Source organism: Corynebacterium sp. SA-MJD20WY100 (assembly GCF_039822565.1).
Lineage (GTDB): Bacteria > Actinomycetota > Actinomycetes > Mycobacteriales > Mycobacteriaceae > Corynebacterium > Corynebacterium phoceense_A.
In genome coordinates this window covers 51,124-75,746 of sequence record NZ_JBCJKS010000007.1, presented here as the reverse complement: position 1 = coordinate 75,746, position 24,623 = coordinate 51,124, and the positions used below count along the sequence as shown (strand labels likewise).

General features: G+C 65.3%; 19 protein-coding genes and 2 tRNA genes. 13 read left to right on the top strand and 8 right to left on the bottom strand.

Features of this window, described 5'->3' with window-relative positions:
* Nucleotides 1-5: 5 nt before the first annotated feature.
* The 5 genes from ABJ196_RS05600 to ABJ196_RS05580 all read left to right on the top strand — a co-directional run bounded on the left by ABJ196_RS05600 (nt 6) and on the right by ABJ196_RS05580 (nt 12,427).
* A complete protein-coding gene (locus ABJ196_RS05600; RefSeq protein ID WP_347305584.1) occupies nt 6-8,810 on the top strand; it encodes a fatty acid synthase subunit beta domain-containing protein in 8,805 nt (2,934 codons plus the stop codon).
* Nucleotides 8,811-9,193: 383 nt separating this feature from the next.
* Nucleotides 9,194-10,177 (top strand): substrate-binding domain-containing protein, encoded by a 984-nt coding sequence (locus ABJ196_RS05595; RefSeq protein ID WP_347305583.1) that lies wholly within the window; start codon nt 9,194-9,196, stop codon nt 10,175-10,177.
* The gene (locus ABJ196_RS05590) at nt 10,174-11,235 is read left to right on the top strand and encodes an ABC transporter permease (protein ID WP_347305582.1); all 1,062 of its coding nucleotides are present in this window, start codon (nt 10,174-10,176) and stop codon (nt 11,233-11,235) included. The genes ABJ196_RS05595 and ABJ196_RS05590 overlap by 4 nt, the downstream gene beginning before the upstream one ends.
* A gap of 4 nt (nt 11,236-11,239) precedes the next feature.
* Nucleotides 11,240-11,998 carry an ATP-binding cassette domain-containing protein gene (locus tag ABJ196_RS05585; protein ID WP_257072209.1) on the top strand — a complete coding sequence of 253 codons (759 nt, stop codon included), beginning with the start codon at nt 11,240-11,242 and terminating at the stop codon, nt 11,996-11,998.
* Nucleotides 11,999-12,007: 9 nt separating this feature from the next.
* Entirely contained in the window at nt 12,008-12,427 is a 420-nt protein-coding gene (locus ABJ196_RS05580) for a holo-ACP synthase (RefSeq protein WP_347305581.1), read from the top strand.
* Here the strand turns inward: ABJ196_RS05580 and ABJ196_RS05575 are convergent.
* Together ABJ196_RS05575 and bcp are read right to left on the bottom strand one after the other, a co-directional pair.
* Nucleotides 12,417-13,049: a TetR/AcrR family transcriptional regulator gene (locus tag ABJ196_RS05575; protein WP_257054173.1), complete on the bottom strand. Its 633-nt coding sequence runs from the start codon at nt 13,047-13,049 to the stop codon at nt 12,417-12,419. The genes ABJ196_RS05580 and ABJ196_RS05575 overlap by 11 nt on opposite strands.
* 6 nt (nt 13,050-13,055) lie before the next feature.
* Nucleotides 13,056-13,538 (bottom strand): thioredoxin-dependent thiol peroxidase, encoded by a 483-nt coding sequence (bcp, locus tag ABJ196_RS05570; protein ID WP_070539162.1) that lies wholly within the window; start codon nt 13,536-13,538, stop codon nt 13,056-13,058.
* A gap of 108 nt (nt 13,539-13,646) precedes the next feature.
* Here bcp and ABJ196_RS05565 point away from each other — a divergent pair, with 108 nt between their 5' ends.
* Nucleotides 13,647-13,922 carry a DUF3618 domain-containing protein gene (locus ABJ196_RS05565; protein ID WP_257054174.1) on the top strand — a complete coding sequence of 92 codons (276 nt, stop codon included), beginning with the start codon at nt 13,647-13,649 and terminating at the stop codon, nt 13,920-13,922.
* Here the strand turns inward: ABJ196_RS05565 and ABJ196_RS05560 are convergent.
* Nucleotides 13,919-14,467, bottom strand: coding sequence for an isochorismatase family protein (locus ABJ196_RS05560; RefSeq protein ID WP_347305580.1), 549 nt, complete (start codon nt 14,465-14,467; stop codon nt 13,919-13,921). The genes ABJ196_RS05565 and ABJ196_RS05560 overlap by 4 nt on opposite strands.
* 28 nt (nt 14,468-14,495) lie before the next feature.
* Between ABJ196_RS05560 and ABJ196_RS05555 the strand changes: the two genes are divergently transcribed.
* Nucleotides 14,496-15,776 carry a glutaminase gene (locus ABJ196_RS05555; protein WP_347305579.1) on the top strand — a complete coding sequence of 427 codons (1,281 nt, stop codon included), beginning with the start codon at nt 14,496-14,498 and terminating at the stop codon, nt 15,774-15,776.
* A 212-nt stretch (nt 15,777-15,988) separates the two neighbouring features.
* Here ABJ196_RS05555 and ABJ196_RS05550 read toward each other — a convergent pair.
* Nucleotides 15,989-16,061, bottom strand: a tRNA-Lys gene (locus tag ABJ196_RS05550).
* A gap of 378 nt (nt 16,062-16,439) precedes the next feature.
* On the opposite strand from ABJ196_RS05550, the gene ABJ196_RS05545 reads away from it, so the two are divergent.
* The 3 genes from ABJ196_RS05545 to ABJ196_RS05535 all read left to right on the top strand — a co-directional run bounded on the left by ABJ196_RS05545 (nt 16,440) and on the right by ABJ196_RS05535 (nt 19,731).
* Nucleotides 16,440-17,660: an Ig-like domain-containing protein gene (locus ABJ196_RS05545; RefSeq protein ID WP_347305578.1), complete on the top strand. Its 1,221-nt coding sequence runs from the start codon at nt 16,440-16,442 to the stop codon at nt 17,658-17,660.
* Nucleotides 17,661-18,587, top strand: a complete 927-nt coding sequence (locus ABJ196_RS05540) for an MsnO8 family LLM class oxidoreductase (protein ID WP_347305577.1) — start codon at nt 17,661-17,663, stop codon at nt 18,585-18,587.
* Between the two features lie 268 nt (nt 18,588-18,855).
* Nucleotides 18,856-19,731 (top strand): hypothetical protein, encoded by an 876-nt coding sequence (locus tag ABJ196_RS05535; protein ID WP_347305576.1) that lies wholly within the window; start codon nt 18,856-18,858, stop codon nt 19,729-19,731.
* A 51-nt stretch (nt 19,732-19,782) separates the two neighbouring features.
* Here ABJ196_RS05535 and ABJ196_RS05530 read toward each other — a convergent pair.
* Both ABJ196_RS05530 and orn read right to left on the bottom strand, forming a co-directional pair.
* Nucleotides 19,783-19,858, bottom strand: a tRNA-His gene (locus tag ABJ196_RS05530).
* A gap of 49 nt (nt 19,859-19,907) precedes the next feature.
* Nucleotides 19,908-20,546 (bottom strand): oligoribonuclease, encoded by a 639-nt coding sequence (orn, locus tag ABJ196_RS05525; RefSeq protein WP_257054180.1) that lies wholly within the window; start codon nt 20,544-20,546, stop codon nt 19,908-19,910.
* A 232-nt stretch (nt 20,547-20,778) separates the two neighbouring features.
* Here orn and ABJ196_RS05520 point away from each other — a divergent pair, with 232 nt between their 5' ends.
* Nucleotides 20,779-22,326: an alanine/glycine:cation symporter family protein gene (locus ABJ196_RS05520; protein ID WP_066491632.1), complete on the top strand. Its 1,548-nt coding sequence runs from the start codon at nt 20,779-20,781 to the stop codon at nt 22,324-22,326.
* 61 nt (nt 22,327-22,387) lie between these two features.
* Here the strand turns inward: ABJ196_RS05520 and cmrA are convergent, their stop codons facing one another.
* Nucleotides 22,388-23,197, bottom strand: coding sequence for a mycolate reductase (gene cmrA, locus ABJ196_RS05515; protein ID WP_347305575.1), 810 nt, complete (start codon nt 23,195-23,197; stop codon nt 22,388-22,390).
* A 189-nt stretch (nt 23,198-23,386) separates the two neighbouring features.
* On the opposite strand from cmrA, the gene ABJ196_RS05510 reads away from it, so the two are divergent.
* Nucleotides 23,387-23,578 (top strand): PspC domain-containing protein, encoded by a 192-nt coding sequence (locus ABJ196_RS05510; protein WP_347305574.1) that lies wholly within the window; start codon nt 23,387-23,389, stop codon nt 23,576-23,578.
* Between the two features lie 14 nt (nt 23,579-23,592).
* Here the strand turns inward: ABJ196_RS05510 and ABJ196_RS05505 are convergent, their stop codons facing one another.
* A complete protein-coding gene (locus tag ABJ196_RS05505) occupies nt 23,593-24,252 on the bottom strand; it encodes a hypothetical protein (RefSeq protein ID WP_347305573.1) in 660 nt (219 codons plus the stop codon).
* A gap of 38 nt (nt 24,253-24,290) precedes the next feature.
* On the opposite strand from ABJ196_RS05505, the gene ABJ196_RS05500 reads away from it, so the two are divergent.
* Nucleotides 24,291-24,554 carry a hemerythrin domain-containing protein gene (locus ABJ196_RS05500; protein ID WP_347305572.1) on the top strand — a complete coding sequence of 88 codons (264 nt, stop codon included), beginning with the start codon at nt 24,291-24,293 and terminating at the stop codon, nt 24,552-24,554.
* Nucleotides 24,555-24,623 lie beyond the last annotated feature (69 nt).

Sequence of the window (24,623 nt, the reverse complement as noted above, 5' to 3'; positions counted from 1 at the left end):
CCATCGTGAGCTCAATCAACACCGAGTCATTTACCCTGCCCGCCGGCGCGCGCCCCCTCATCGAGCGCCTGGCCGAGGAGCCCTTTGCGCTGGAGTTTTCCGGCCAGGGCTATGCGTGGCTGCCCACCCTGCGTGCGCAGACTGTCGCGCACGCCACGGTGGCAGGCTATGTCACGCAGGCGGCTGCCGTGCTCGAACCGCTCGCCGATGAGCTCGCTCCCTTCTTCCCGCACGGCTTCGATCCGCTCACCTGGGCGCGCGAGTCGGCGCCGGGCGACCCGACCGACGCGGCAGTGTCCACGCCGGGTATCCTCGTCACGCAGATCGCCGTGCTGGAGCAGCTTGCGGCGCAGGGCCTGGATATCTCTCGCGCGGTAGCACGACTGGGCCATTCCCAGGGCACCCTTGCCACCTTCGTGGCGGACGGCTCCATGCAGCCGGAGCATGCTATCGCCCTGGCACAGCTCATTGGCGCGGCGCTCACGCGTACCGCGCGCGCCGAGGGACTCCTGCGTACAGCGGACAACGCCCCGATGCTTTCTGTGCAGGGTGCGACCCGCGCGCAGCTCGAGGCCGCTGGCGCGACGATTGGCCTGCGCAATGGCCACAAGAACTTCGTCATCGTGGGCGCGGACAACACTGCCGTGCGCGCACGGCTGGAGAAGGCCGCGGCGCGCTCTGCCCAGGCGCATGAGAATAAGGAACGCGGTGGCGCCGCGTTCGCGCCGAAGTTCACTGAGCTCGATATTCAGACGGCCTACCACCACGCGTCGCTGGAGGCCGCGGTCACGCAGGTCGTGGCCTGGGCATCTGATCTTGGTCTGGATGCGCAGCTTGCCGAGCGCGGTGCGCGTGCTGTGCTCACCGACACGGTGGACTGGATTGCAGAAGTTTCCAGCGCCGTCGAGGCCGGTGCAAAGTGGATCCTCGAGTGCGGGCCCGCCGGTGGCGTCGCATCGCTGACCCGCGAGCTTGTCGCGGGCCGCGGCGTAGGCGTCCTCGCCGTCGACTCCGCCGCAGGCCAGGCCGCGCTCTTCGACGCGGGTCGCGCGCCGGAGCTGCCGTCCTCGTGGGAGCGCTTCGCGCCTCGTATTCTTCCGGGGACCGAAGGTCCCCGCGTGTCGACGCGTTTTACCGAGGTCACCGGCTACTCGCCGGTCATGCTCCCGGGCATGACCCCGTCCACCGTGGACCCGGCCATCGTCGCCGCGGCCGCGAACGCTGGCCACTGGGCTGAGCTCGCTGGTGGCGGGCAGACGACGAATGCGTTGCTCGCTTCCAATCTCGAGCGCCTAGAAGAGCTCCTCGAGCCGGGCGTCAACGCCCAGTTCAACGCCATGTACCTCTCTGCCTCGCAGTGGCGCCGCCAAATCTCCGGCGAACGCGCGGTGCCCAAGGCGCGCGCGAATGGCGCCCCGATTTCCGGCATCATCGTCTCCGCCGGCATCCCGCCGCTCGAGGAGTCCGTCGCGCTCGTGGAGCAGCTCCACGCCGATAACTTCCCGTGGGTGGCCTTCAAACCGGGCACCGTGCGCCAGATCGATCAGGTGCTCGCCATCGCTGACGCGGTGGAGACGCCTGTGATCATGCAAGTCGAGGGCGGCCACGCCGGCGGCCACCACTCGTGGGAGGACCTCGACGAGCTCCTCATCGCCACCTACGCCGAGATTCGCGAGCGCGACAATGTCATCCTGGCTGTGGGCGGCGGCATCGGCACGCCGGAGCGCGGCGCCGAGTACCTCACCGGTTCCTGGGCTGAAGCCTACGAGCTACCTGCGATGCCGGTCGACGCCATCATGGTGGGCACCGTCGCCATGGCGACCCTCGAGTCCACCGCGTCCCCGCAGGTCAAGCAAGCCCTCGTCGACGCGCAGCCCGTCACCGACAACGACGGCTGGGCCGGCGCTGGCCAGGCCCGCGGCGGCATCGCGTCCGGCCGTTCGCAGCTGGGCGCCGATATCCATGAGATCGATAACGCCTGGGCCCGTGCGGGCCGCCTCCTTGACGACGTCGCTGGCGACGCCGAGGCCGTCGCCGCCCGTCGCGACGAGATTATCGCCGCCATCAACACGACGGCCAAGCCCTACTTCGGCGACCTCGAGTCCATGACCTACGAGGAGTGGCTCAACCGCTACCTCGAGCTGTCTTACCGCGGTGAGTGGGCGGATGTCTCCTGGGCCAACCGTTTTGCCCAGATGGTCGCGCGCGTGGAGGCCCGCCTCAATGATGTGGACCACGGTTCCTTCGATGCACTCGTCACGGTCGGCTCTCACCCGGCCGATGCTGTTGCGGACCTGCGCGCGGCTTACGGCGATAAGCTTGACCTCACGCTCGTTGCTGCCGATGCCGCTTGGTTTATCACTTTGCTCGGCGAGCGCGGCAAGCCCGCTAACTTTGTGCCCGTCATCGACGCGGACGTGCGCCGCTGGTGGCGCCAGGATTCCCTGTGGCAGGCCCACGATGACCGCTACGACGCGGATGGCGTCTCCATCATTCCGGGCACCACCGCCGTTGCTGGCATCACCCGCGTCGACGAGCCGGTGGCCGAGCTCCTCGGCCGCTTCGAGGCCGCCGTTGCTGCCCAGGTTTCTGAAACGGCTACCGTGGCCCCCACCATCGCCGACGCTCCCTCCGTCAACTGGGCCGGCCGCGAGCAGGCCAATCCGTTGCGTGTTACCGCTGAGGTCGAAGGCGTGCACTTCAACGGCTCGACTCTGACGGTTCCGCTCGCCGGTGCCATCAAGGGCGCGGAGCTCAACATTTCCTTCACCGAGCCCACCATTCCGGGTGCCTCGCCGTTGATCACCGAAACCGACGCCGTGAATTCTATGCGCGAGCTCGCCCGCGTCGCCGCCGGCGGTAAGCTGCCGTCCGTGACGGAGGGCACCGCAACCTGGACGGCGGAGCTGACCGCCGAGGACCGCGCATCTTACGAGAACGTCACCGCTGGCTACGCGTCCGGCGAGACCGGCGTGGCCGCCGACATCCTGGTCGGCAAGGCCTGGCCGGCCGTCTTCGCGCTCATCGCCGCCGCTGAGACGTCGGATGGCGCGCCCGTCGTCGAGGGCCTGCTCAACCTCGTCCACCTGAACCACCACCTGGAGCTGCGCCGCGAGCTCCCGAACGCCGCGCAGCTCGACATCACCGCGAAGCTTGGCGAAGTCGCCGACACGCAGCTCGGACGTGTCGTCCCCGTCGCGGTCGAAATCGAGGCCGATGGCAAACTCCTTGCCCTCCTCGACGAGCAGTTCGCCATCCGTGGACGCAAGGGCGGGGACGAAGTCCCGAAGACAGCGGGTGGCGAGCCCGTCGTCGAGAAGACCAAGTCGCACCGCCACCGCCTCGAGCTCGACGCGCCGGAGTCCATGCACCCGTTCGCCGTCGTCACGGGCGACCGCAACCCGATCCACGTCTCGGACGCCGCAGCCAAACTCGCCGGCCTGCCCGGCGTTATCGTCCACGGCATGTGGACCTCCGCTGTGGCCCAGCTTGCCGCCGGATTCGATGGCACGCGCCTCGAGTCCTGGGACGCGCAGATGCTCAGCCCCATCCTGCCTGGCGCGCATCTCGTCATCGACGTCGCCCGCACCGCGCTGTCGGCCCGCGGCGGCGAGGTCCGCACCGTGACCGTCAACGTCGACGGCGAGCCCGCGCTCGTCGGTACCGCCACGATGGCTGCACCGGTGACCTTCTACGGTTTCCCGGGCCAGGGTATCCAGTCCCCGGGCATGGGTATGGACGCCTTCGCCAATTCGGCTGCGGCCCGCGACGTGTGGGAGCGCGCGGACCGCCACACCCGCGCCAAGCTGGGCTTCTCCATCCTGGAGATCGTGCGCACCAACCCTCAGTCAGTCGTCGTGGCAGGGGAGACCTTCGCTCACCCGGACGGCGTGCTCTATCTCACGCAGTTCACGCAGGTCGCTATGGCGACCCTGGGCTGCGCCCAGATCGCGGAGATGGAGGAAGCCGGCGTGCTCCAGCGCCCCGCCTTCTTCGCGGGCCACTCCGTGGGTGAGTACAACGCGCTCGCCGCGTACGCGCAGGTCCTCTCGCTCGAGGCGGTCGTTGACATCGTCTACGCTCGCGGTCTCACCATGCACCGCCTCGTCGAGCGCGACGAGCACGGCGTCTCCAACTATGGCCTGGCGGCCCTGCGCCCCAATAAGATGGGCATCTCCGCCGAGGACGTCTTCTCGCACGTCGCCGCCATCGCGGAGCAGACCGGCGAATTCTTGGAAATCGTCAACTACAACATTGCTGGCGTCCAGTACGCCGTCGCCGGCACCAAGGCTGGGCTCGCTGCGCTCGCCCAGGACGCAGAACGACGCGCCCCGGGCACGCGGGCCTTCATCCAGATTCCGGGCATCGACGTGCCGTTCCACTCCTCGCACCTGTTGAACGGCGTTCCGGACTTCCGCGCGCACCTCGACTCGCTCATCCCGGCTGACGTGGACCTCGACGTCCTCGTCGACCGCTACATTCCGAACCTCGTCGCGCGCCCCTTCGAGCTCACTCGCGAGTTCGTCGAGTCCATGCTCAGCGTCGTGGAATCCGAGATCCTCGCCGGTATCCTCGCAGACTTCGACTCCGCCATGGAGGACCCGGTGAAGCTCGGTCGCACCCTTCTCATCGAGCTGCTGGCCTGGCAGTTCGCCTCGCCCGTGCGCTGGATCGAGACCCAGGACCTGCTGCTTACCGACCTGGGCGTCGAGCGCTTCGTCGAGGTCGGCGTCGGTTCCTCACCGACGCTCGCCAACATGCTGGGCCAGACCCTGCGCCTGCCGCAGTATGCGGAGTCCACCATCGAGGTCCTCAACATCGAGCGCGACCGCCCGAAGGCCTTCGCCGAGGATGCTGCCGATGCCCCCGCTGCTCCCGTGGCAGAGCCCACTGAGGAAGCTCCCGCCGAGGAGACCCCGGCTCCGGCCGCCGCTCCGGCAGCAGCGCCTGCTCCGGTCTCCGCTGCTCCCGGGGGCGCCGCCGCGCCGGCGGACAAAGCCTTTTCTGCCGCCGATGCCGTGGAGATGCTCGTCGCCGTGTGGACCAAAGTTCGCCCGGACCAGATGGGCGCCACGGATACCATCGAAGCCCTCGTCGAGGGCGTGTCCTCCCGCCGCAACCAGCTGCTGCTCGACCTCGGCGTCGAGTTCGGCCTCGGCGCCATCGAGGGCGCTGCCGATGCCCCGCTCGACGACCTCAAGCAGACCGTCGCCGGCATGGCCAAGGGCTACTCCGCCTTCGGCCCGGTGCTCGCCGACCAGGTTGCGGACACCCTGCGTCGTCTCACCGGCCCGGCGGGCAAGAAGCCGTCCTACATTGCGGAACGCGTCACCGGTCCGTGGGGCTTGGGCTCCGGCTGGGTGGACCGCGTGACCGCCGAGATCGTTCTCGGCGCGCGCGAGGGCGCCTCCCTGCGCGGCGGCGACCTTGCCACTCTGCCCACGGCTGCGGCCAACGCTGCGGCGCTCGACGACCTCATCGATGACGCTGTGCGCGCCGCCGGCCAGAAGGTCGGCCTCGACATCGCTATGCCGTCTGCCGGCGGTGCCGCCGGTGGCGTTGTCGACTCCGCTGCCCTCGACGAGTTCGCTGGCCAGATGAACGGCGCACTCATCGAGACCGCCCGCACGCTGCTCGCCAAGCTCGGCGTCGAGCGGGCCACCACGGACTTCTCCGATGCTCCAGATGAGCTCGCGGACCTCGTGGCCAACGAGCTCGGCTCCGACTGGCCGCGCCTCGTGGCACCGGCCTTTGATGCGGACAGGGCCGTCCTTCTCGACGACCGTTGGGCCTCCGCCCGCGAGGACCTCGCGCGGGTCGCGAACGGCGAGGATCTCCAGGTCGACGTCACGGGCGCCGGCGAAGAAGTTGCACAGATCGCGGATTACCTGGGCCTTGAAGAACACGCCAGCGCCGCGCGTACCACCGTGGCCCTGGAGCACGCGAACGATATCGCGGTCGTCACCGGCGGTTCGCCGCGCTCCATCGCAGCGAGCGTCATCGGCGAACTGCTCCACGCAGGTGCCACCGTCGTCGCGACCACCTCGCGTCTGAACCACGAGCGCCTGGAGTTCTACAAGGAGCTCTACCGGACCCACGCCCGCGGCCGCGCCGCACTGTGGGTCGCCCCGGCGAACCTGAGCTCCTTCGCGGACCTCGACGCCTTCATCGACTGGGTCGGCCATGAGCAGACCGCGACCGTCAACGGTAAGTCCACGCTGCTTAAGCCGGCGCTCATCCCGACGCTGCTCTTCCCGTTCGCGGCTCCGCGCGTCCAGGGCACCCTCGCCGATGCCGGCGCTGCCGCCGAGTCCCAGATGCGTCTGCTGCTGTGGTCCGTGGAGAAGCTCATCGCGGGTCTCTCCGCACTTGGTGCCGACACCCACGTGGGCCAGCGCCTGCACGTCGTCCTGCCGGGCAGCCCGAACCGCGGCCGCTTCGGTGGCGACGGCGCCTACGGCGAGGCCAAGGCTGCTCTCGACGCGCTCGTGACCCGTTGGAAGTCTGAGCCCGTCTGGGGCGATCGCACCTCGATCACCCACGCCCACATCGGCTGGGTCCGCGGCACGGGCCTGATGGGCGGCAACGACCCGATGGTCGAGCTCGTCGAGGCCAAAGGCGTGACCACCTACTCCACCGAGGAGATGGCCGCCAAGCTCGTGGGTGAGGGCGCCAACGCCGAGACCCGCGCACAGGCCCTCGAAGCACCCGTCACGCTGGACTTCACCGGCGGCCTGGGCGACGCGGACCTCAATCTGCCGGAACTCGCGCGCCAGGCGGCGGCGAAGGCTGGCGCGTCTGCGGAGACGGAGTCTCTTACTGCGCCAGTGACCGTGCGCGCGCTGCCGAGCCCGCGCCAGCCTATCGCTTGGACGCAGCCGGACTTCTCCGGCGTGACGATGAACCTCGAGGACATGGTCGTCATCGTCGGCGCCGGCGAGCTGGGTCCGGTGGGCTCCTCGCGCACGCGCTACGAGGTCGAGCTCACCGGCGATCTCACCGCGGCGGGCGTGCTCGAACTCGCCTGGACCACGGGCCTTATCAAGTGGGATGAGACCAACCGCACGTGGATGGCCGGCGACGAGGCCATCGCGGAGGAAGACATCTACGAGCGCTTCCACGATGAGGTCCTCGCGAACGTGGGCATCCGCCGCTACCACGATGACTTCGGCCCGCACCTGCCGATGGTCGACAACCTCGCGCCGGAGCTCACCACTATCTACCTCGAGCGCGACATGACGTTCGCGGTCGCCGACGAGGCCACGGCCAAGTCCTTCGTCGACGAGGTCGAGGGCGCGTCCGCGTACTTCGACGGCGAGGAATGGCAGGTCACCCGCCCGAAGGGTTCGCCGGTACGCGTGCCGCGTCGCGTCGCCATGTCGCGCTACGTCGGCGGGCAGGTGCCGAAGGACTTCGACCCGGCTGTCTACGGCATCCCGGCGGACATGATCGATAACCTCGACCGCGTCGCGCTGTGGAACATTGTGTGCACCGTCGACGCGTTCCTCTCCGCGGGCTTCAGCCCGGCCGAGCTGCTTAGCATGGTCCACCCGGCGCGCGTGTCCTCCACGCAGGGCACCGGCATGGGAGGCATGGCGTCGCTGCGCTCGCTCTACGTGGACAAACTGCTCGCGCAATCGCGACCGAACGACATCCTGCAGGAGGCGCTGCCCAACGTCGTAGCCGCGCACGTCATGCAGTCCTACGTCGGCGGCTACGGCCAGATGATCCACCCGGTCGCCGCGTGTGCGACCGCGGCGGTCTCCGTCGAGGAGGCCATGGATAAGCTGCGCCTGGGCAAGGCGGACTTCGTGGTTGCTGGTGGTATCGACGACCTCTCCATCGAAGGCATCACCGGCTTCGGCGACATGGCCGCCACCGCGGATTCCGCGGAGATGGACGCCAAAGGCATCGACCACAAGTACTTCTCGCGTGCGAACGACCGTCGTCGTGGCGGTTTCATCGAGTCCGAGGGTGGCGGCACTCTGCTGCTGGCCCGCGGCTCCTTCGCCGCGGAACACGGCCTGCCGGTCCTGGGCGTCGTCGCGTTTGCCGAGTCCTTCGCGGACGGTGCGCACACCTCCATCCCGGCTCCTGGCCTGGGCGCGCTCTCCGCTGCTCGCGGCGGCGTGAACTCCCGCCTGGCGGTGGCGCTGCGCGAGCACGGCGTGACCCCGGACGAGGTGTCCATCATTTCTAAGCACGATACCTCGACGAACGCGAACGACCCGAACGAGTCGGACCTGCACGAGCGCATCGCTGCCTCGATGGGCCGCGCGGAGGGCAACCCGCTGTACGTCATCTCGCAGAAGTCGCTCACCGGTCACGCAAAGGGTGGTGCCGCGGCCTTCCAGCTCGTCGGCCTTACCCAGGTCCTGCGCGAGGGTATTCTCCCGCCGAACCGCTCGCTTGACTGCGTGGATCCGGCGCTGCGTCAGTACAGCCACCTCACCTGGCTGCGTCGTCCGCTTGACCTGCGCTCCGCGGCGCCGAAGGCGGGGCTGGTGACCTCCCTGGGCTTCGGCCACGTCTCGGCGCTCATTGCAGTCGTTCACCCCGGCGCGTTCCTTGCGGCACTCGCCGAAACCTGCAGCAACGCCGCGGCGCAGTGGCAGGAGGCTGCTCATGCTCGCGAGGCCGCCGGCCTTGCCCGCTATGATGCCGCCATGCACGGCGGGTCCGCTCTCTTCGAGCGTCCCGTAGACCGCAACTTGGGTGGCAACGGCGATGCCGTCAAGGACCGCGAAGTTGCCGTCCTCCTCGACGAGAGCGCGCGCCTCGTGGATGGCGTGCTCACGCCGGGCGCCTAAGTTCCTGCCGAAAATCCCCTCCCGCGTTGATGCGGCGAGAGGATTTTCGGCAGCAACTGTCTTGTTCCTTGCGAAAATCTCCTCCCTCGTTGCTCGCAGGAGGAGATTTTCGCAATCAACGGCGTAGCTTTCAGCGCAGGCGGAATTTTTGGCCGACGAAGCGCACGTGAGGGCAGGGGCTGAGGGCCTTGTTGGGCGAAAAATGTGCACGGGCACATGCGAGGAGTGAACCGACCCATCTTTTAAAGAACACGCTGGCATGAGACGGGGCCGCGAATGGGGGTACAAGAGCGTAGGAAAAGCGCAGGCGGTGTGCGCTTGAACGATAAAGGTGCAGGTCATCGGGGTTGAGCTGGGGGAGTGGGGTGGGGCACGATACTCGAATGAGAAAGATGTGGAAGGCTTGGGCGACCGTTGTGACGGTCGCGGCGTTGGCGGGATGCTCGGCGACGGGTGGTGCGCCACGCAAGGATGCGGGCGGTGGAATGGCCGGTGGTGTCGACACGCCGCGGCTCACGGTCGCGATGGTCTCGCACGGCGCGCCGGGCGATACGTACTGGGACCTCGTGCGCAAGGGCGCGGAGGACGCGGCGCAGAAGGACAATATCGAGCTGCGTTACTCTTCGGACCCGCAGGCACCGAACCAGGCGAACCTCGTGCAGTCCGCGATTGACGCGGGCGTCGATGGTATCGCGGTGACCATGCCGAACGCGCAGGCCATCGGGCCGGTCGCGCAGAAGGCCGTGGACGCGGGGATTCCGACCGTGGGCCTGAACGCGGGCATGGATGAGTACGAAAAGTATGGCATGAGCGCGTTCTTCGGCCAGGACGAGTCCGTCGCCGGTGAGAAGGCCGGCGAGAAGCTCAAGGACGAGGGCGCGAAGCACACGCTGTGCGTCATCCACGAGCAGGGCAACTCCTCGCAGGAGGCGCGCTGCGCGGGCGTGAAGAAGGGCTCGGGCGCCAACGTGGAGCTGCTCTACGTCAACGGCCAGGACCTCACGGCGGCGCAGTCGACGCTGCAGGCGAAGCTGGCGCAGGACAAGAGCATTGATTGGGTCATGGCGCTGCAGGCCCCGGTGGCGTTGCGGGCTGTGGACGCGGTGAGAGACGCGGGCTCGCAGGCGAAGATTGCCACGTTTGATACGAACGCGGAGCTTGTCGGTGCCATCCAGGACGGCACCGTCGCCTGGGCCGTGGACCAGCAGCCGTACATGCAGGGCTACATGGCTGTCGATGCCCTGTGGCTGGCTAAGCGCAATGGCTCGACGCTCGGCGGCGGGCAGCCGGTCTACACAGGCCCGAGCTTCGTCGATGCCGAGAACGTCGACGCTATCGCCGAGTCCGCTAAGGAGGGCCTGCGATGAGTATTGCCGTGACAGAATCGGACTTCACCGCGCCGGAGACGGTGGGGGATGAACGCGTGCGGGAGCGAGGGGGCATCGGAAGGCTGGTGCGCCGCCCGGAGATGGCGAGCGTGCTCGGCGCGGTGCTCATCTTCGCGTTGTTTATGATAGTCGCGCCGGCGTTCCGGTCGCTCGAGGCGTTCTCGACGGTGCTCTACTCGAGCTCGACGCTGGGGATTGTGGCGCTCGCCGTGGGCCTGCTCATGATTGGTGACGAGTTTGACCTGTCGAGCGGTGTCGCGGTGACAACCTCGGCGCTCGTGGCGACGATGCTCAATTACAACCTGCACCTCAACTCGTGGGTCGGTGCGGGGCTGTCGCTGCTCGTGGCGCTGGGGATTGGTGCCCTGAATGGATACCTCGTGGTGCGCACGAAGATCGCGAGCTTCCTCATCACGCTGGCGGCGTTCCTCGTGCTGCAAGGCCTGAACCTGGCGGTGACGAAGCTGGTCACCGGCCAGGTGGCGACGCCGACGATTGCGGATATGGAAGGCTTTCCGTCCGCGCGCGTGGTCTTTGCGGGCACCATTCACGTGGGTGGCTTGAGTATTCGTGCGACGGTGCTGTGGTGGATCTTCTTCGTCGCCGCGGCGTCCTTCTTGCTCTATAAGACGAAGTTCGGCAACTGGATCTTTGCGGTGGGCGGCAACGCGGACGCGGCGCGCGCCGTGGGCGTGCCGGTCAAGCGCGTGAAGATCATCTTGTTCATGTTCGTCGGCTTCGCGGCGTGGTTTGTGGGCATGCACACGCTCTTCGCGTTCGACTCCATCCAGGCTGGCCAGGGCATTGGCAATGAGTTCTTGTACATCATCGCGGCGGTCATCGGCGGCTGCGCGATGACGGGCGGCCGGGGCACGGCGGTGGGCACGGCGATTGGCGCACTCATCTTCGGCATGACCAACCAGGGCATTGTGTACGCGGGGTGGAACCCGGACTGGTTCAAGGCTTTCCTCGGCGCCATGTTGCTGTGGGCGGTGCTCACGAACACCGGATTTACGAGCTGGGCGAAGAGGAGCTAGGACGATGACGGTCTTTGAAGCGCGGGATATCGCGCAGCAGTTTGGCAACTTCCAGGCTCTTTCCGATGTGTCGTTGCGGCTGGAGTCCGGCCAGGTGACGTGCGTGCTGGGCGATAACGGCGCGGGTAAGTCGACGCTCATCAAGATTTTGTCGGGCTTGCAGCGTCCGACCGCGGGAACGTTGGTGCTGGATGATGCTGAGGTTTCTTTCACCAGCCCGCGAGACGCTCTCGACCACGGTATCGCGACGGTCTACCAGGACTTGGCGCTCGTGCCGTCCATGCCGGTGTGGCGCAATTTCTTTGTGGGTCAGGAACTCACAGGAGCCTTCGGCCGGCTGAAGGAAGCCGAGATGCGCCGGATTACCTCGGAGCAGCTTCAGCAGATGGGAATCGATCTGCCGGATGTGGGCGTGGACCTGGAGGCGCTCTCCGGTGGCCAGCGCCAGGTTGTGGCGATTGCACGTGCCATCTACTTCGGCGCGGAGTTCCTCGTGCTCGACGAGCCGACCGCAGCGTTGGGCGTGAAGCAATCCGGCATGGTGCTGCGGTTTATCGCGGCGGCGCGCGATCGCGGGATGGGTGTTGTGTTCATTACGCACAACCCACACCACGCGCACCTGGTGGGTGATCACTTTGTGGTGCTCAACCTGGGGCGGATGGTCCTCGACGCGGCGCGCAAGGATGTCACGCGTGAGGAACTCACCCGCTGGATGTCCGGCGGGGCGGAGCTGGAGGTGCTCGAGCACGAGCTCGCCCGCTAGTCTGGAGACATGTTCTCCGTCGGCACAGACCTCGTCCACATCCCCGGTTTTGCGGAGCAACTCGCGCGGCCGGGCACGCGTTTTACGGGTGTGTTTTCCGCGGCGGAACTGCGCCTGGCCACGCAGCGCTTCGGGAGCGGCTCGGCGCGCCAGGCCGAGCACCTGGCCGGTCGCTGGGCCGCGAAGGAAGCATTCATCAAAGCCTGGTCGCAGGCGCTGTACGGGCGCCCGCCGGTCATCGCGCCGGATGATGTGGACTTCGCTGAGATCGAAGTGCGCGCGGACGCGTGGGGGCGCGTCGGGATTGAGCTGCGCGGCGCAGTGAACGACGCCGTGGACGAATCGCTGGGGCAGTGGACTGCGTCCCTGAGCATCAGCCATGATGGGGACTACGCGACGGCCACGGTGCTGCTTGTCGCTAACTCGTAGCGACCGCAAAGAGGTAGGCGACGAGCATGCGCTTGATCTCCGCGACGACGTGGTCGAAGTTTTCTTCCGGGCCCGACACAGCGTAGTTGAGCAGCGATACCACCGTGTGCACGAGAAATCCGGCAAGATCAATGCGGTCCTCGTAGGACAGCTCCACAGCGAGTGGCGCCAGCATCTCCGCCAGAGGTTCAAGCATCTCGCGCTCGGTCGCGGCCGCGGTAGCACGGGTGGCTGGCGTGGACTGGACGGCGTGCCACACGGCGCGGCGGGAGGGATCCTCGCGCCACATGCGCGCCAGATGGTCGATGAACTCGTCTAAAAAGTCCGGCCACTGGAGGGCAGGGACGTGCTCCGAAAAAGAACGGATTTCCGCGAGGTTCGCCGCGGTGTCTTGGCGGTCGAGCTCGCAGATGAGCACGTACTTGTTGGCGAAGAATTGGTAGAGCGTGCCGATGGGTACTTCGGCGCGCCGGGAGACCTCGTCAAAAGTAAAAGACTCGAAGCCGGCCTCGATGAGCACCGCGCGCGCCTCTTTGAGGATCCGCTCAAAGCGCGCGCGGCTGCGGGCTTGAGCGGGGCGGCGGCGCGGGACGAGGAGCTCGGCGTCGGAGGAACTGGTCATAAAACGCTAGTCGAGCTCTTTGAGAATACGCGCGACGTGGCCGGTGGCCTTGACGTTGTACTTGGCCAGACCGATGGTGCCATCCGGCTCGACGAGGAAGGTGGAGCGGATAACGCCCTGGACGACCTTGCCGTAGTTCTTCTTCTCGCCAAACGCGCCGTAGGCCGTGAGCGTCTCCTTCTCCGGATCGGAGAGCAGCGGGAAGTTGAGGTCGTGGTCCGCACGGAACTTGGCCAGGGCCTCCGGCTTATCAGGGGAGATGCCCACGATGGCGACGTCAGAGCCGTTGAGTTGCTCGAAGGCGTCGCGGAAGTCGCAGGCCTCGGTGGTGCAGCCGGGCGTATTCGCGCGCGGGTAGAAGTAGACGAGTACGCGCTGGCCCGCGAAGTCGGACAAGGAGACCGTGGTGCCCTTGTCGTCGCTCAGGGAAAAGGCGGGGGCGGTGTCGCCCTCAGAAAGTCGAATCTGCTCAGTACTCTTCTCAGTCATGTATCCCACCATACCGCGTAGGAGTGAGCAGCCTATCACAGCGCGCAGGGCTGCCGTGCGCTAGTGTGGGGAGAGCAAAAACTTAGGCGAAACTTTTAGGAGTACACCATGGCACGCAGCACCGATGACATCCAGCGCGATATCGAGCGCACCCGCCGCCAGCTGGCCAGCACCCTGGACGAGCTGACGAACCGCACGAAGCCGCAGAACTTCGTTAATGACGCAAAGGTACAGGCCACCAGCAAGCTGCAGGAGCCGCAGACACAGAAGGTCCTCGCCGGCGTCGCCGTGGCCGTCGTTGGCCTTATCGCCTTGGGCGTTGCCCGTTCGCGCCGCCGTTCCAACGACATCAAGGAGCTGCAGAAGCTCCTCGCGCAGCGTTAAATAATTTCAGCGCCGCCCTCTGCCAACTCGGTGAGGGCGGCGTTTCCGCGTTTTTCATCCACCGGCGAGCACAGCTCCCGCAGTACGCGCACCTCAAAGCCCGCCTTCAGCGCGTCGAGCGCCGTGGCGCGGACACAATGGTCCGTCGCAATTCCGCAGACGTCGAGCTTTCCGATGCCCCGCTCCCGCAGCCAGGCTTCCAGGCCCGCGCCCGAGCCATCACCGTTCGTGTCGGCCTCGAACCCTGAATACGCCGCGGTGTAGGCGCCCTTTTTAAAGGCGGCATCGGCAGGCTGGAGCGCCGGGTGAAGCTCGGCGCCGGGGGAGCCGGCGACACAGTGGACGGGCCACGTGTCGATGAAGTCTGGCTCGTCTGCGAAGTGCCCGGCTGGGTCGTTATGCCAGTCTTGGGTCGTGACCACCGTGTCATAGGTGCCCTGCAGAGCAGCGACTTTCTCGGCGACCTCGTTGCCGCGGGCGGTGCCACGCGCGCCGCCGGGGCAGAAGTCATGTTGGACGTCGACAATCACGAGTGCACTCTTCATGGCGCATAAGTCTATATGCTGGGCAGGCATGAAGACGCCGATTCCGTATTACCTGGGCCAGATTCTCGAGTCAGTCCGCGACGAGGACGGGGGAGAGGTCGCTGACTACATCCCGGAGCTCGCCAACGCCGACCCAAACAAGCTCGCCGTGGCGCTGTGCTCGTCTACCGGGCACGTCTACTCGGCGGGCGATGCGGAGCATGAATTTTCCATTCAGTCCATCTCCAAGCCCTTCGTCTATGCGCTGGCGCTCCAGGAGCTGGGACTCGATGCTGTGCGTGACGTCGTGGGCATGGAGCCCTCCGGCGAAGCCTTCAACGAGCTCTCGCTCGGCCGCGACCACCGTCCCGTCAACCCGCTCATCAACGCCGGCGCCATTGCGGTCAACCAGCTCATCAACGGCGTTGACTCCTCCGTCGAGGATCGCAACGCGCGTCTCAACGAGTACTTTTCCCGCCTTGCTGGCCGCGACCTTTCCGTTGACGCCAGCGTCTCCGACTCGGAGCTCAACCACGCCGACCGCAACCTCTCGCTCGCGCACATGCTGCGCAACTACGACATCATCAAGGATGACGCGCACGACGCCGTCCTCTCCTATACGCACCAGTGCGCCATCCGCGTGGACGTGCGTGACTTGGCCGTCATGTCCGCGACGCTCGCCAACGGCGGCCGCCAGCCCGTGACGGGCGACAAGATCCTCGACGCGGACGTCTGCCGCCTCACGCTCGCCGTGATGAGCTCCTGCGGCATGTACGACGGCGCTGGCCGCTGGATGGCCGAGGTCGGCATTCCCGCCAAGTCTGGCGTCGCCGGCGGCCTGTTGGGTACCCTGCCCGGCCAGCTCGGCGTGGCGACCTTCTCGCCCCGTCTCAATGAGTCCGGCAACTCCGTGCGCGGCGTCGAGGCCTTCAAGCTGCTCTCCTCCGACATGGGCCTGCACCTTATGAGCACGGACAACCGCGTGGGCACCCATCCCATCCGCGCCAAAGAGGAGGACGAGGACAACGCCGTCATTCACCTCCAGGGCCACATCAACTTCTCCGCCGCTGAGGCCATCCTCTACGAGCTCCAGGGCTACGACCTCGACGCGTGCCACGTGGCCCTCGACCTCTCCCAGGTCCCCAGCCTCAACCGCGTGGGCCGCCGCATGCTCAAAGAAGGCCTGCGCCGCCTGCGCGAGGGCGGCAACGAGATCGCCGTCATCGACCCCGACGGCACCCTCACCGACCGCCAGCTTTCCGATGGCACCGTCGTCCCCCTCGCAGACGCCGAGGACTATCACATCAACGGCGAGGACGTCCGCGACTAAGCCCCGGCTCCGTGTCCTGCGGTGACCTGCTCTTACCCTACGAGACGCCCACGCGAATATCGGGCGCGTGAGAGCCTATCTTCGCCTAGAATCGCTCGCAACGCGCCCGAAAACGACGTGCCAGCGCCGTAAGTCCCGCAGCGACGCGGAGCTCCCCTCAGGGCGGGCGGGAAAACGCAAAATCCCGCCGGGCGAACCCGGCGGGAAGATTGTGCGCCATCAGGGACTTGAACCCCGAACCCACTGATTAAGAGTCAGTTGCTCTGCCAATTGAGCTAATGGCGCTCACGTTGTCCGTCTGGGCTGTGCGCCCTGCCGTGCAACGAGAAATAACTTTAACCCGCGTTGGCTTGGATGTAAAATCGCCTGGTAGACACTGCTTTTTACCCCTGTTCTATCGTCCGAGACTAGCGCGAAAATGTGGGAAGCGTGCCTCGGCCTCTCGCGGTGGGGCGCTCTCTAGGTGCTCCGTACGCCGGTGGCCGTCGGTGATTAAAGGTGTGATGTGCCCGAATTTAAATCGGTGCCAACGCGGGCGATCGCCGCGGCGCAGTGGGCCATTGTACTGCCGCGCCACTCCGAGAATTGGGTTAGCAATTTAAGAAATTTCACATTAGGATATTGCGCGTATGTCTGCCCCCCTTATTACTTAAGGCTTGAACCGTGACAATTCCTCGCCGTCTGTCGGTCATTGCTACCCTGACCGTCGCCTCTATTTCCCTCGCTGCCTGCTCGTCCGCTGGTAACGGCGAAGACACCTCGCCCGTTGCGGAAGTTTCGTCCGTGGCCAATGAAGCTACTGACGCCGCCGCATCCTCGGCTGCACAGGCTGCGAAGAAAGCGCCTAAGTTCTCCGTGAAGAACAATGCGACGGGCGTCTCCGTCACGAAGCCCATTACCGTGACCTCGGACGAAGGCGACGGCCTCGCTAAGGTCACCATGACTAACGAGTCGGGCGGCGCCGTGAAGGGCACTCTCTCTGACGATGGTCAGACGTGGACCACCGCGGAGGTCCTCGGTTATGGCCGCGCGTACACCATCGTGGCCAAAGATAAGAACGGCAAGTCGAAGACGATCACGTTCACCACGGACAGCCCGGCGTACACCACGGGTGTGGGGCTGAGCCCGCTGCCGGATTCCACCGTGGGCGTGGGCCAGGCTATTGGTTTTAACTTCTCGTCCGCACCGGAGGACCGCCAGGCCGTTCAGGACGCCATTGAAATTGAAACCTCCCCGCACGTGGATGGCGCTTTCTACTGGCTGAGCCCCACGGTCCTGCGCTGGCGTCCGCAGAAGTTCTGGGAGCCGGGCACGCAGGTCAGGGTCAAGGCCAACATCTACGGCCTCGATATGGGCGGCGGACTCTACGGCGCGGAGGACAACGAAACGAACTTCACGATCGGTGATCGCGTTGTCTCCATCGTGGATGACAACACGAAGACCATGCAGATCTGGAAGAACAAGAAGCTCATCAAGACCATGCCGGTCTCCCTGGGCCTCGAGGTTCCTGGCCGCGTGACCCCCAACGGTTGGTACACGGTGGGCGACCAGTATGACCAGCTCATGATGGACTCCACCACCTACGGCCTGGCTCTCGATGCCGGCGGCTACCAGACTATGGTGGACGACGCGACGCAGCTGTCCTACTCGGGCATCTACGTCCACTCCGCCCCGTGGTCCGTGTGGGCACAGGGCAGCCAGAACACCTCGCACGGTTGCATCAACGTCTCCCCGGAAAACGCTCAGTGGTACCTGGATAACGTCAAGCGCGGCGACGTGGTCTACGTCAAGCACACCTCCGGTGGCATCCTGCCTGCCACGGATGGCTTGGGCGACTGGAACATGGGCTGGGACGAGTGGTCCGCAGGTAACGCGGAGCAGTAAATGCGTTTCTCTGTCCTCGACCGTGCCGCCCGTGCGACCGGCGAGGGCTTTCCTGACGTCGTGGGTCATGCCCGCCACGTCGAGCGCCTCGGCTTCGAGCGCTTCCTCGTAGCTGAACACCACGGCGTGCCCGGTATTCCCGCGGGCCAGCCCGCGCTGCTTGCTGCCCACGTCGCGGCGCACACGCAACGTATTCGTGTCGGCACCGGTGGCATCATGGTGCTCAATCACGCGCCTTTCATCGTCGCGGAGCAAATCCGCCTGTTGGAGACCCTCTACCCGGGCCGCATCGACATCGGCCTCGGCTCCTCGGTCGGCTTTACCGCGCCCATCCGCGAGGCCCTCGGCTCGCGCCCCAAGGAGCGCTTTGAGGCCCACCTCGGCGAGCTCCTCGCCCTCCTGGACGGCACTCCTCCCACGCCCCAGCCTGCCTATGCCCCCACCCCGCCCCTCTTCCTCCTCGCCGGCTTCCGCTCCGCTTTGACGGCCGCCCGCTTCGGCCTTGGTGTCATCCTGGGCGGGCCCGTCCACACCCAGGAGGCCGCGGCGAAGGCCTACCGCGAGAACTTCGCGCCCGGCGTTCTCGACGCGCCGCACGTGATCTCCTCGCTCAATATCGCGGTGGCTGATACGGAAGACGATGCCCGCGCGCTTCTCCTTCCTGAGGCCGTCGCGAAATCCCTCTCTCTATCTACAGGTGAGTTCCCGCCCCTCGACCCGCGCCCCGATCTCAACGCGCTCACAGCCCAGCAACGCCGCCGCGTCACCGAAGCCCAAGCCCACGACGTCTTCGGCACCCCACGCGTCGTCCGCGACCGCCTCCATGCCATTGCACAGACCCTCGGCGTCGACGAATTCCTCGTCACCGGCGACATGCCTGACCGTCTCGCCCGCGCCCGCAGTGAGGAACTCCTCGCACAGCTCTAACCCCGCATAGACCAGCCTCGGGCACGTCTTTTCTTGTCCCGTTTGCTCTCCCCGTGAACCTCATTCAGGACATAGGGACAAGGAAACTCCACAGGCAGGCGTTTGCATCCTGCGGAGGTCCGGCGTTCTCCAGCGACTGTCTTTTCTTGTCCCGTCTGTCCGCCCCGCGCCCCTCATGCCGGAAGCACGGACGAGAAAACTTCTGCCCTGCGCGAGGTGGGATTGTCCGCTACTCTGTGGGCAACAAGGAATGAAGGGGGAGAGTTCCATGGGGGATCTCATTGCGACCGGTGCGAGTCCGCGGGAATTGAGAGCGGCAGCGCGGAAGAATCACGTCATCAAAATCTGTCACGGCTTGTACGTCACCAGGCGGCCGACGGCACACGAGCTCTGGGCTATCGTGAGCACTCGGTGGCCGAGGGCGGCGCTGACCGGAGAGACTGCGGTGCAGGTCTTCTTGGGTGAAGAGCTCACCTTTCCGCTGGAGATCGCTGTGCCTAGTTCCATGCCGCGGTCTATGTGGTGGAACGTTCGTCGGCGCAAAGGTGCAGCCGTGGTGGACGTGAACGGCCTGAGCGTCGTGTGCCCTGCGCAGGTCATTGAACACCTTGCCGACGATGAGCGGGCGGTGCAGCTCCTTGAACACAGGTATTCGGGTAGGAACGGCAAAGAATTCCTCGATACCGAGCTTCAGGACGTCCCCAAACTTCCGCACCGTACGCGAAGGTTGCTTGTGCAGGCTGCGATCGGGGCTGATTCCGTACCCGAACGCACCGTGGCTCGGGCATTGAAAGCGAAAGGATTCCATGTCGAGTCTAATTTCATCATCGGGCCCTACCGTTGGGACATTGTCCTCCCGAAGGAGAGGATTGCGGTGGAGATTGACGGCTATGAGTTTCATATCGACAAGAAGCCTTTTGTGCGCGACCGGTGGAAGAACAATGACGCCGTTCTACGTGGCTGGCTTACGCTGCGCTACAGCGGGATGTGCGTTACTCACCATCCGAGTTATGTCATTGAGCAGATAGCCACTGCCCGTAAACCGAATCTATCCTCGGCTTGGCATTCGTTTGTGGGGCGTTGGCACCGGCTCTGGAACACAATTACGCATTTCGATCCATGGGATGCGCCGCCGGTTCATTAGCTAGGCGGACGACAAAAGCTCCGAACCCTGAGGTTCGGAGCTTTTAGACTTTGGGGTGGCTGACGGGGCTCGAACCCGCGACACCCAGGATCACAACCTGGTGCTCTACCAGCTGAACTACAGCCACCATCGCTACTCAAAAGCAGCAATGAGTAGCCTAACCCACAGACGCTAAATTACAAAAACGCCTGGTAAGCGGCTACAGACTCTTCCTGCGCGGCGAGCGCCTCATCGGAATCCGGGCCCTCGTCCGGAACGAAGACGCTGCGGCGGTAGTAGTCGAGCTCGCGGATGGACTCGATGATGTCGGCCAGTGCGCGGTGGGCCATGCCCTTCTCCGGCTGGTGGTAGTACGCCTTAGGGAACCAGCGGCGGGAGAGCTCCTTGATAGTGGAGACATCGATCATGCGGTAGTGCAGCGCCGCGTCGAGGCGCGGCATGTACGCGCGAATGAAGGAACGGTCTGTGGCGATGGAGTTGCCGGCCAGGGGAGCGGGGTGCTCTGGATCGCAGTGCTCTGCGATGAGCGCCAGCACGGCATCCTCCGCCTCGCGCACCGTCACCTGCGAGGCGCGAATCTCGTCGAGCAGCCCATTGGAGGAGTGCATATTGGTGACGAAGTCATCCATCTCGGCCAGTTCTTCCTCGGTGGCGTGGACGACGAGGTCCAAGCCTTCGCCCACCACGTTGAGGTTGCCGTCGGTGATGATGGCGGCGACTTCCACGATGACGTGGCGCGAGGTATCCAGGCCAGTCATCTCGAGGTCAATCCACACGAGGCGGTCATGCTTGGGGGCGATGTCAGCTTGAGTCATGGCAACCATTGTAGCCCCCGTGTCTTACCCCCAAAGCGGGGCGTTGTGTTCAACGTTTTCGACGCAGCCTGAGTCCAAACGTGCTGCATATCACAACTAATCGCATATTGCGGAGTGAAACATGTAAGAGAAAATTCGTTATCTAGCTCAGTTTTTCTTAACTGTTGGTGCATTATCGTTATCAACTCATCGCCCTTCTCTGGATGAGGACTCACTTGAATAGGAGCCCGCAATGTCAGCGTTTTTAGACTCACTCAATTCAATTATTTGGTCGCCAGCACTCGTCTTCCTTTGCTTGGGGGCTGGCATTTACTTCACCCTCGTCACGAAATTCCTGCAGATCCGGTGTATCCCGGACATGCTGCGCCAGCTCGTCCACGGCGAGAAATCCGAAAACGGTGTCTCATCATTCCAGTCGTTGATGATCTCGCTGGCTGGGCGCGTCGGCGTGGGCAATATCGCGGGCGTGGCCACGGCTATCGCCTTCGGCGGCCCAGGCGCGGTGTTTTGGATGTGGGCGGTGGCGCTGCTCGGCTCGGCGACGTCCTTCGTGGAATGTACGCTCGCGCAGATTTATAAGGAACAGGACCGCGATACTGGCGAGTACCGCGGTGGTCCGGCGTACTACATCGAAAAGGCGTACAGCCACACCAAGGCTGCTCCATTCATGCTCATCTATGGCGTCGTGTTCGCGATCTCGATGATTCTCGCCACCAGCTACTTCCTGCCGGGAATCCAGGCCAACGGCGTGGCGGCAGCGGTCAACAATGCGTGGGGCATCGACTTCACGTGGTCTGCGGTGGTCCTTGCCAGCATCCTCGCCATCATCATCATCGGTGGCGTGAAGCGCATTGCCAACTTCGCCTCCGTTGTCGTGCCGTTTATGGCGGCGGCGTACATTATCATCGCCGTGGTCATCCTGTTCATGAACTTCTCCGACATCCCGCACGTCTTCGGGCTGATCTTCCGCTCCGCATTCAACATGGAAGCTGGCTTCTCCGGCATGCTCGGCGTGGCGATTATGTGGGGTGTTAAGCGCGGTATTTACTCCAACGAAGCCGGCCAGGGCACCGGCCCGCAGTCCGCCGCCGCAGCTGAGGTTTCCCACCCGGCGAAGCAAGGTTTCGTCCAGGCCTTTGCGGTCTACATCGACACGCTCTTCGTGTGCTCCGCGACCGCGTTCATCATCATCTCGACCGACATGTACAAGGTCTTCGAGGGCGAATCCGAGGACGGCCCGGTGCGCTACGCAGGCTCGTTGGCAGAGGGCATTCCCGTCGGCCCTGGCTTCGTGCAGGAGGGCATGAGCTCTGCCTTCCACGGCGTGGGCCCGACCTTCGTCGCCATCGCTATCGCATTCTTCGCCTTTACAACGGTGCTTGCGTACTACTACATGGCAGAGACCAACCTGACCTACTTCAATCGCTGGGTGAAGAACCGCACCGCCCGCCGCGCGCTCGTGTGGCTGTTGCGCGTGCTCATCATCGTCTCGGTGGTCATCGGTGCATCCACGACGCCGGGCGCGGCCTGGGCGCTGGGCGACATCGGAGTCGGCGCTACCGCGTGGCTGAACATCGTGGCCATTCTCTTCCTGCAGGTCCCGGCCCTCAAGGCTCTCAAGGACTACAGCGCGCAGAAGAAGCAGGGGCTCGATCCGCAGTTCGATCCGGAGGCGCTGGGCATCAAGAATGCGGGCTTCTGGACCGAGCGCAAGGCCGCGCGCGAAGGGTTCGCAGCGGACGTGCGCGCCACCGAGCGCACGGCCCCCGAAAACGTCTAGCTTGCCGATGCCCCCGTTCTACTCCCCGCCGCGCCCCCAGCGCCGCGGGGAGTAGTCGTCCTTAAGCCATTTTCGCGTAGAAACTGCCGATGACCGGCGCGGCGATAGGCGTGGGCACGACCTGGCCGGCCAGGTTCATGAGCTTCGACAACGGGCCGGGGACCACGCGGCGCTGGTTGCGCGCCATGGCCTTCAACGTTTCGGCCGAGCAGGACTCGTACGTGGTCCACAGGAAGTCCGGCACGACCTTGTCCACGATGGACTGCTCTTCCTCGGGAACGACGGCGTCGCGCACGGGTCCCGGCGCCAGCAGCGTGCAGGTCACGCCGGTGTCCTTGAGCTCGTAGTGCAGTGCTTCTGTAAACGCGTTGACGCCGGCCTTGGTAAACACGTACGTCGCGTTGTTGGGAATGGAGACGTTGCCGGCCGCCGAGCCGACGTTGCAGATGGCACCGCGGCGGCGCGGCAGCATCTGCTCGAGCGCTGCGCGGGTGAGCCGGTGGACGGCTGTGCCGTTGAGCGCGAACTGCTTGGTCTCGTAGTCCCAGTCCTGGTCCATGAACTTGCCGAAGCTCGCGATGCCCGCGGAGTTGATAAGGATGGTGACCTCGAGCTCGCCCATGCGGGCAATGAGGCGGTCGACATCGGCGGCATCGGAAAGATCGGCGGCAAACGCCTCAGACTCCACACCGAAGCCGCGCAGCTCGGCTGCGATGGATTCCAGTACGGCCTCGCGGCGCGCGACGAGGATCGTGTTGTAGCCCATCGAGGCCAGGTCCGTGGCCATTGCCTTGCCGATGCCCTGGGAGGCGCCGGTTACCACCGCGTACGAGGTGGGGGAAGGGGCAGGCAGGCCGTGTGCGCGGGTCATGAGGGTCCTTTCAACAGATCAATTACGTTGGGCACCAGCGTAGCGTGTCGCCCGGACACGAGGCGGCAAGTGCGGCGAGTAAAGTTCAGGGTGGAAATCAGGGTAAATCCGGATGTGCACGGCTTCTACTTCGAGTTGAATAAAAAGTGTCAGACAACACTAGGCAGGACAGCTAGCAAGGAGACCACCATGAACAACCGGCTTACTCGTTCGATGACCGACCGCTATGTCGCAGGCGTTTGCGGCGGCATCGCGGAGACCTACAACGTTGACCCCGCTGTGGTTCGCATCATCTTCATCGTGCTGACCCTCATGGGGTTCTCCGGAGTGTTGGCCTACGCCCTCATGTGGTGGGTAATCCCCGAGGGCCCGGCCATCTAGTTACTGCTCTCTCGCTACTGCAGCGGTCCGAACCCCATAAAGCCGCGCCAGGTGTCCCATTCGTCCTGGAGCGCCGCGCGCAGGCTTTCGGGGTGGGCCTCGCCGTCGATGAGAGAGGCGTCGATGGTGCGGATGCCGTTGTCAAAGAACAGGGCCGCGTGTCCCGCCGCGCCGTAGCGCAGGACGGGCACGAGATTGAGTCCGTCGAAGGACAGGCGCGCGTTAGGGCGCACGTCGAGTCCGGCGATGGCCGCGAGCGTCGGTGCCAGATCAAGGGGCGAGACGAGCTCGGCGCAGTCGCCATCCTCGGCAACGCCAGGCCAGTGCAACGACATCGTCGTGTGGTCGCCTGTGAGCGTCACGGCTGCCAGCACGCACTGTGGGTTCGTGTCGAGCAGGTCTATGAGAATCGCGGGGTCGGGTTCTTCCAACAAGAGGAATGTGGGCCCAGCGTGTTGCGCGGTGGGATCCTCGGTGACGGTCCAGCCAGCCTCGGCGAATACGTCGGTGATTCGCTTCGTCGCTTCTCGCTGCGGATATTGCCCGGTCAGTGCGGCTCGGCGGTTAGCCGGATACGCCGGGGCGGGGTTGTAGCAACGGCTAAAGGCTTGGCCGGGGGCATCGGTAAGTGGGGCGGCGAAGGTGGCGAGGACAATAAGGCTAGGCGAGGGCATATACCCATGTTGCCACTGGGCCGTGCTCCGTGCGGGCGGTGACCTCGACGCGGGAGCACGCCCAGATGTGGTTGGTGCTCGACCACATCGATGGGGAGCTTGGCGGTGCACAAGATGCAGTCACGCTGCAGGGGCTGGGCTCGGAGTTGGCCGAGCAACTGCGCAAACACAACGACAAAGAGGAAGAGAACCTCTTCACGCAGGCAGACAAGATTGTGAACTCGGGCCAAGCCGGTGTGGTCGAGTCGTTGCTCGACACGCACGTGATGCCCACGGGTTGGACGGCGCAGGGGCTGGGCTAGACGCAGAAGGCCACAAGCGGCTCTGCGGCAGCTCCCCTAAGCGGGGTAAAACTAAGGCAGTACTTTATC

Coding starts and splice junctions, on each gene's coding strand:
- ABJ196_RS05580 (WP_347305581.1), top strand. CDS start 12,008: ATGTTCTCCGTCGGCACAGACCTCGTCCACATCCCCGGTTTTGCGGAG.
- ABJ196_RS05535 (WP_347305576.1), top strand. CDS start 18,856: ATGGGGGATCTCATTGCGACCGGTGCGAGTCCGCGGGAATTGAGAGCG.
- ABJ196_RS05575 (WP_257054173.1), bottom strand. CDS start 13,049: ATGACCAGTTCCTCCGACGCCGAGCTCCTCGTCCCGCGCCGCCGCCCC.
- ABJ196_RS05505 (WP_347305573.1), bottom strand. CDS start 24,252: ATGCCCTCGCCTAGCCTTATTGTCCTCGCCACCTTCGCCGCCCCACTT.
- bcp (WP_070539162.1), bottom strand. CDS start 13,538: ATGACTGAGAAGAGTACTGAGCAGATTCGACTTTCTGAGGGCGACACC.
- ABJ196_RS05590 (WP_347305582.1), top strand. CDS start 10,174: ATGAGTATTGCCGTGACAGAATCGGACTTCACCGCGCCGGAGACGGTG.
- ABJ196_RS05540 (WP_347305577.1), top strand. CDS start 17,661: ATGCGTTTCTCTGTCCTCGACCGTGCCGCCCGTGCGACCGGCGAGGGC.
- cmrA (WP_347305575.1), bottom strand. CDS start 23,197: ATGACCCGCGCACACGGCCTGCCTGCCCCTTCCCCCACCTCGTACGCG.
- ABJ196_RS05510 (WP_347305574.1), top strand. CDS start 23,387: ATGAACAACCGGCTTACTCGTTCGATGACCGACCGCTATGTCGCAGGC.
- orn (WP_257054180.1), bottom strand. CDS start 20,546: ATGACTCAAGCTGACATCGCCCCCAAGCATGACCGCCTCGTGTGGATT.
- ABJ196_RS05595 (WP_347305583.1), top strand. CDS start 9,194: ATGAGAAAGATGTGGAAGGCTTGGGCGACCGTTGTGACGGTCGCGGCG.
- ABJ196_RS05520 (WP_066491632.1), top strand. CDS start 20,779: ATGTCAGCGTTTTTAGACTCACTCAATTCAATTATTTGGTCGCCAGCA.
- ABJ196_RS05555 (WP_347305579.1), top strand. CDS start 14,496: ATGAAGACGCCGATTCCGTATTACCTGGGCCAGATTCTCGAGTCAGTC.
- ABJ196_RS05565 (WP_257054174.1), top strand. CDS start 13,647: ATGGCACGCAGCACCGATGACATCCAGCGCGATATCGAGCGCACCCGC.
- ABJ196_RS05560 (WP_347305580.1), bottom strand. CDS start 14,467: ATGAAGAGTGCACTCGTGATTGTCGACGTCCAACATGACTTCTGCCCC.
- ABJ196_RS05585 (WP_257072209.1), top strand. CDS start 11,240: ATGACGGTCTTTGAAGCGCGGGATATCGCGCAGCAGTTTGGCAACTTC.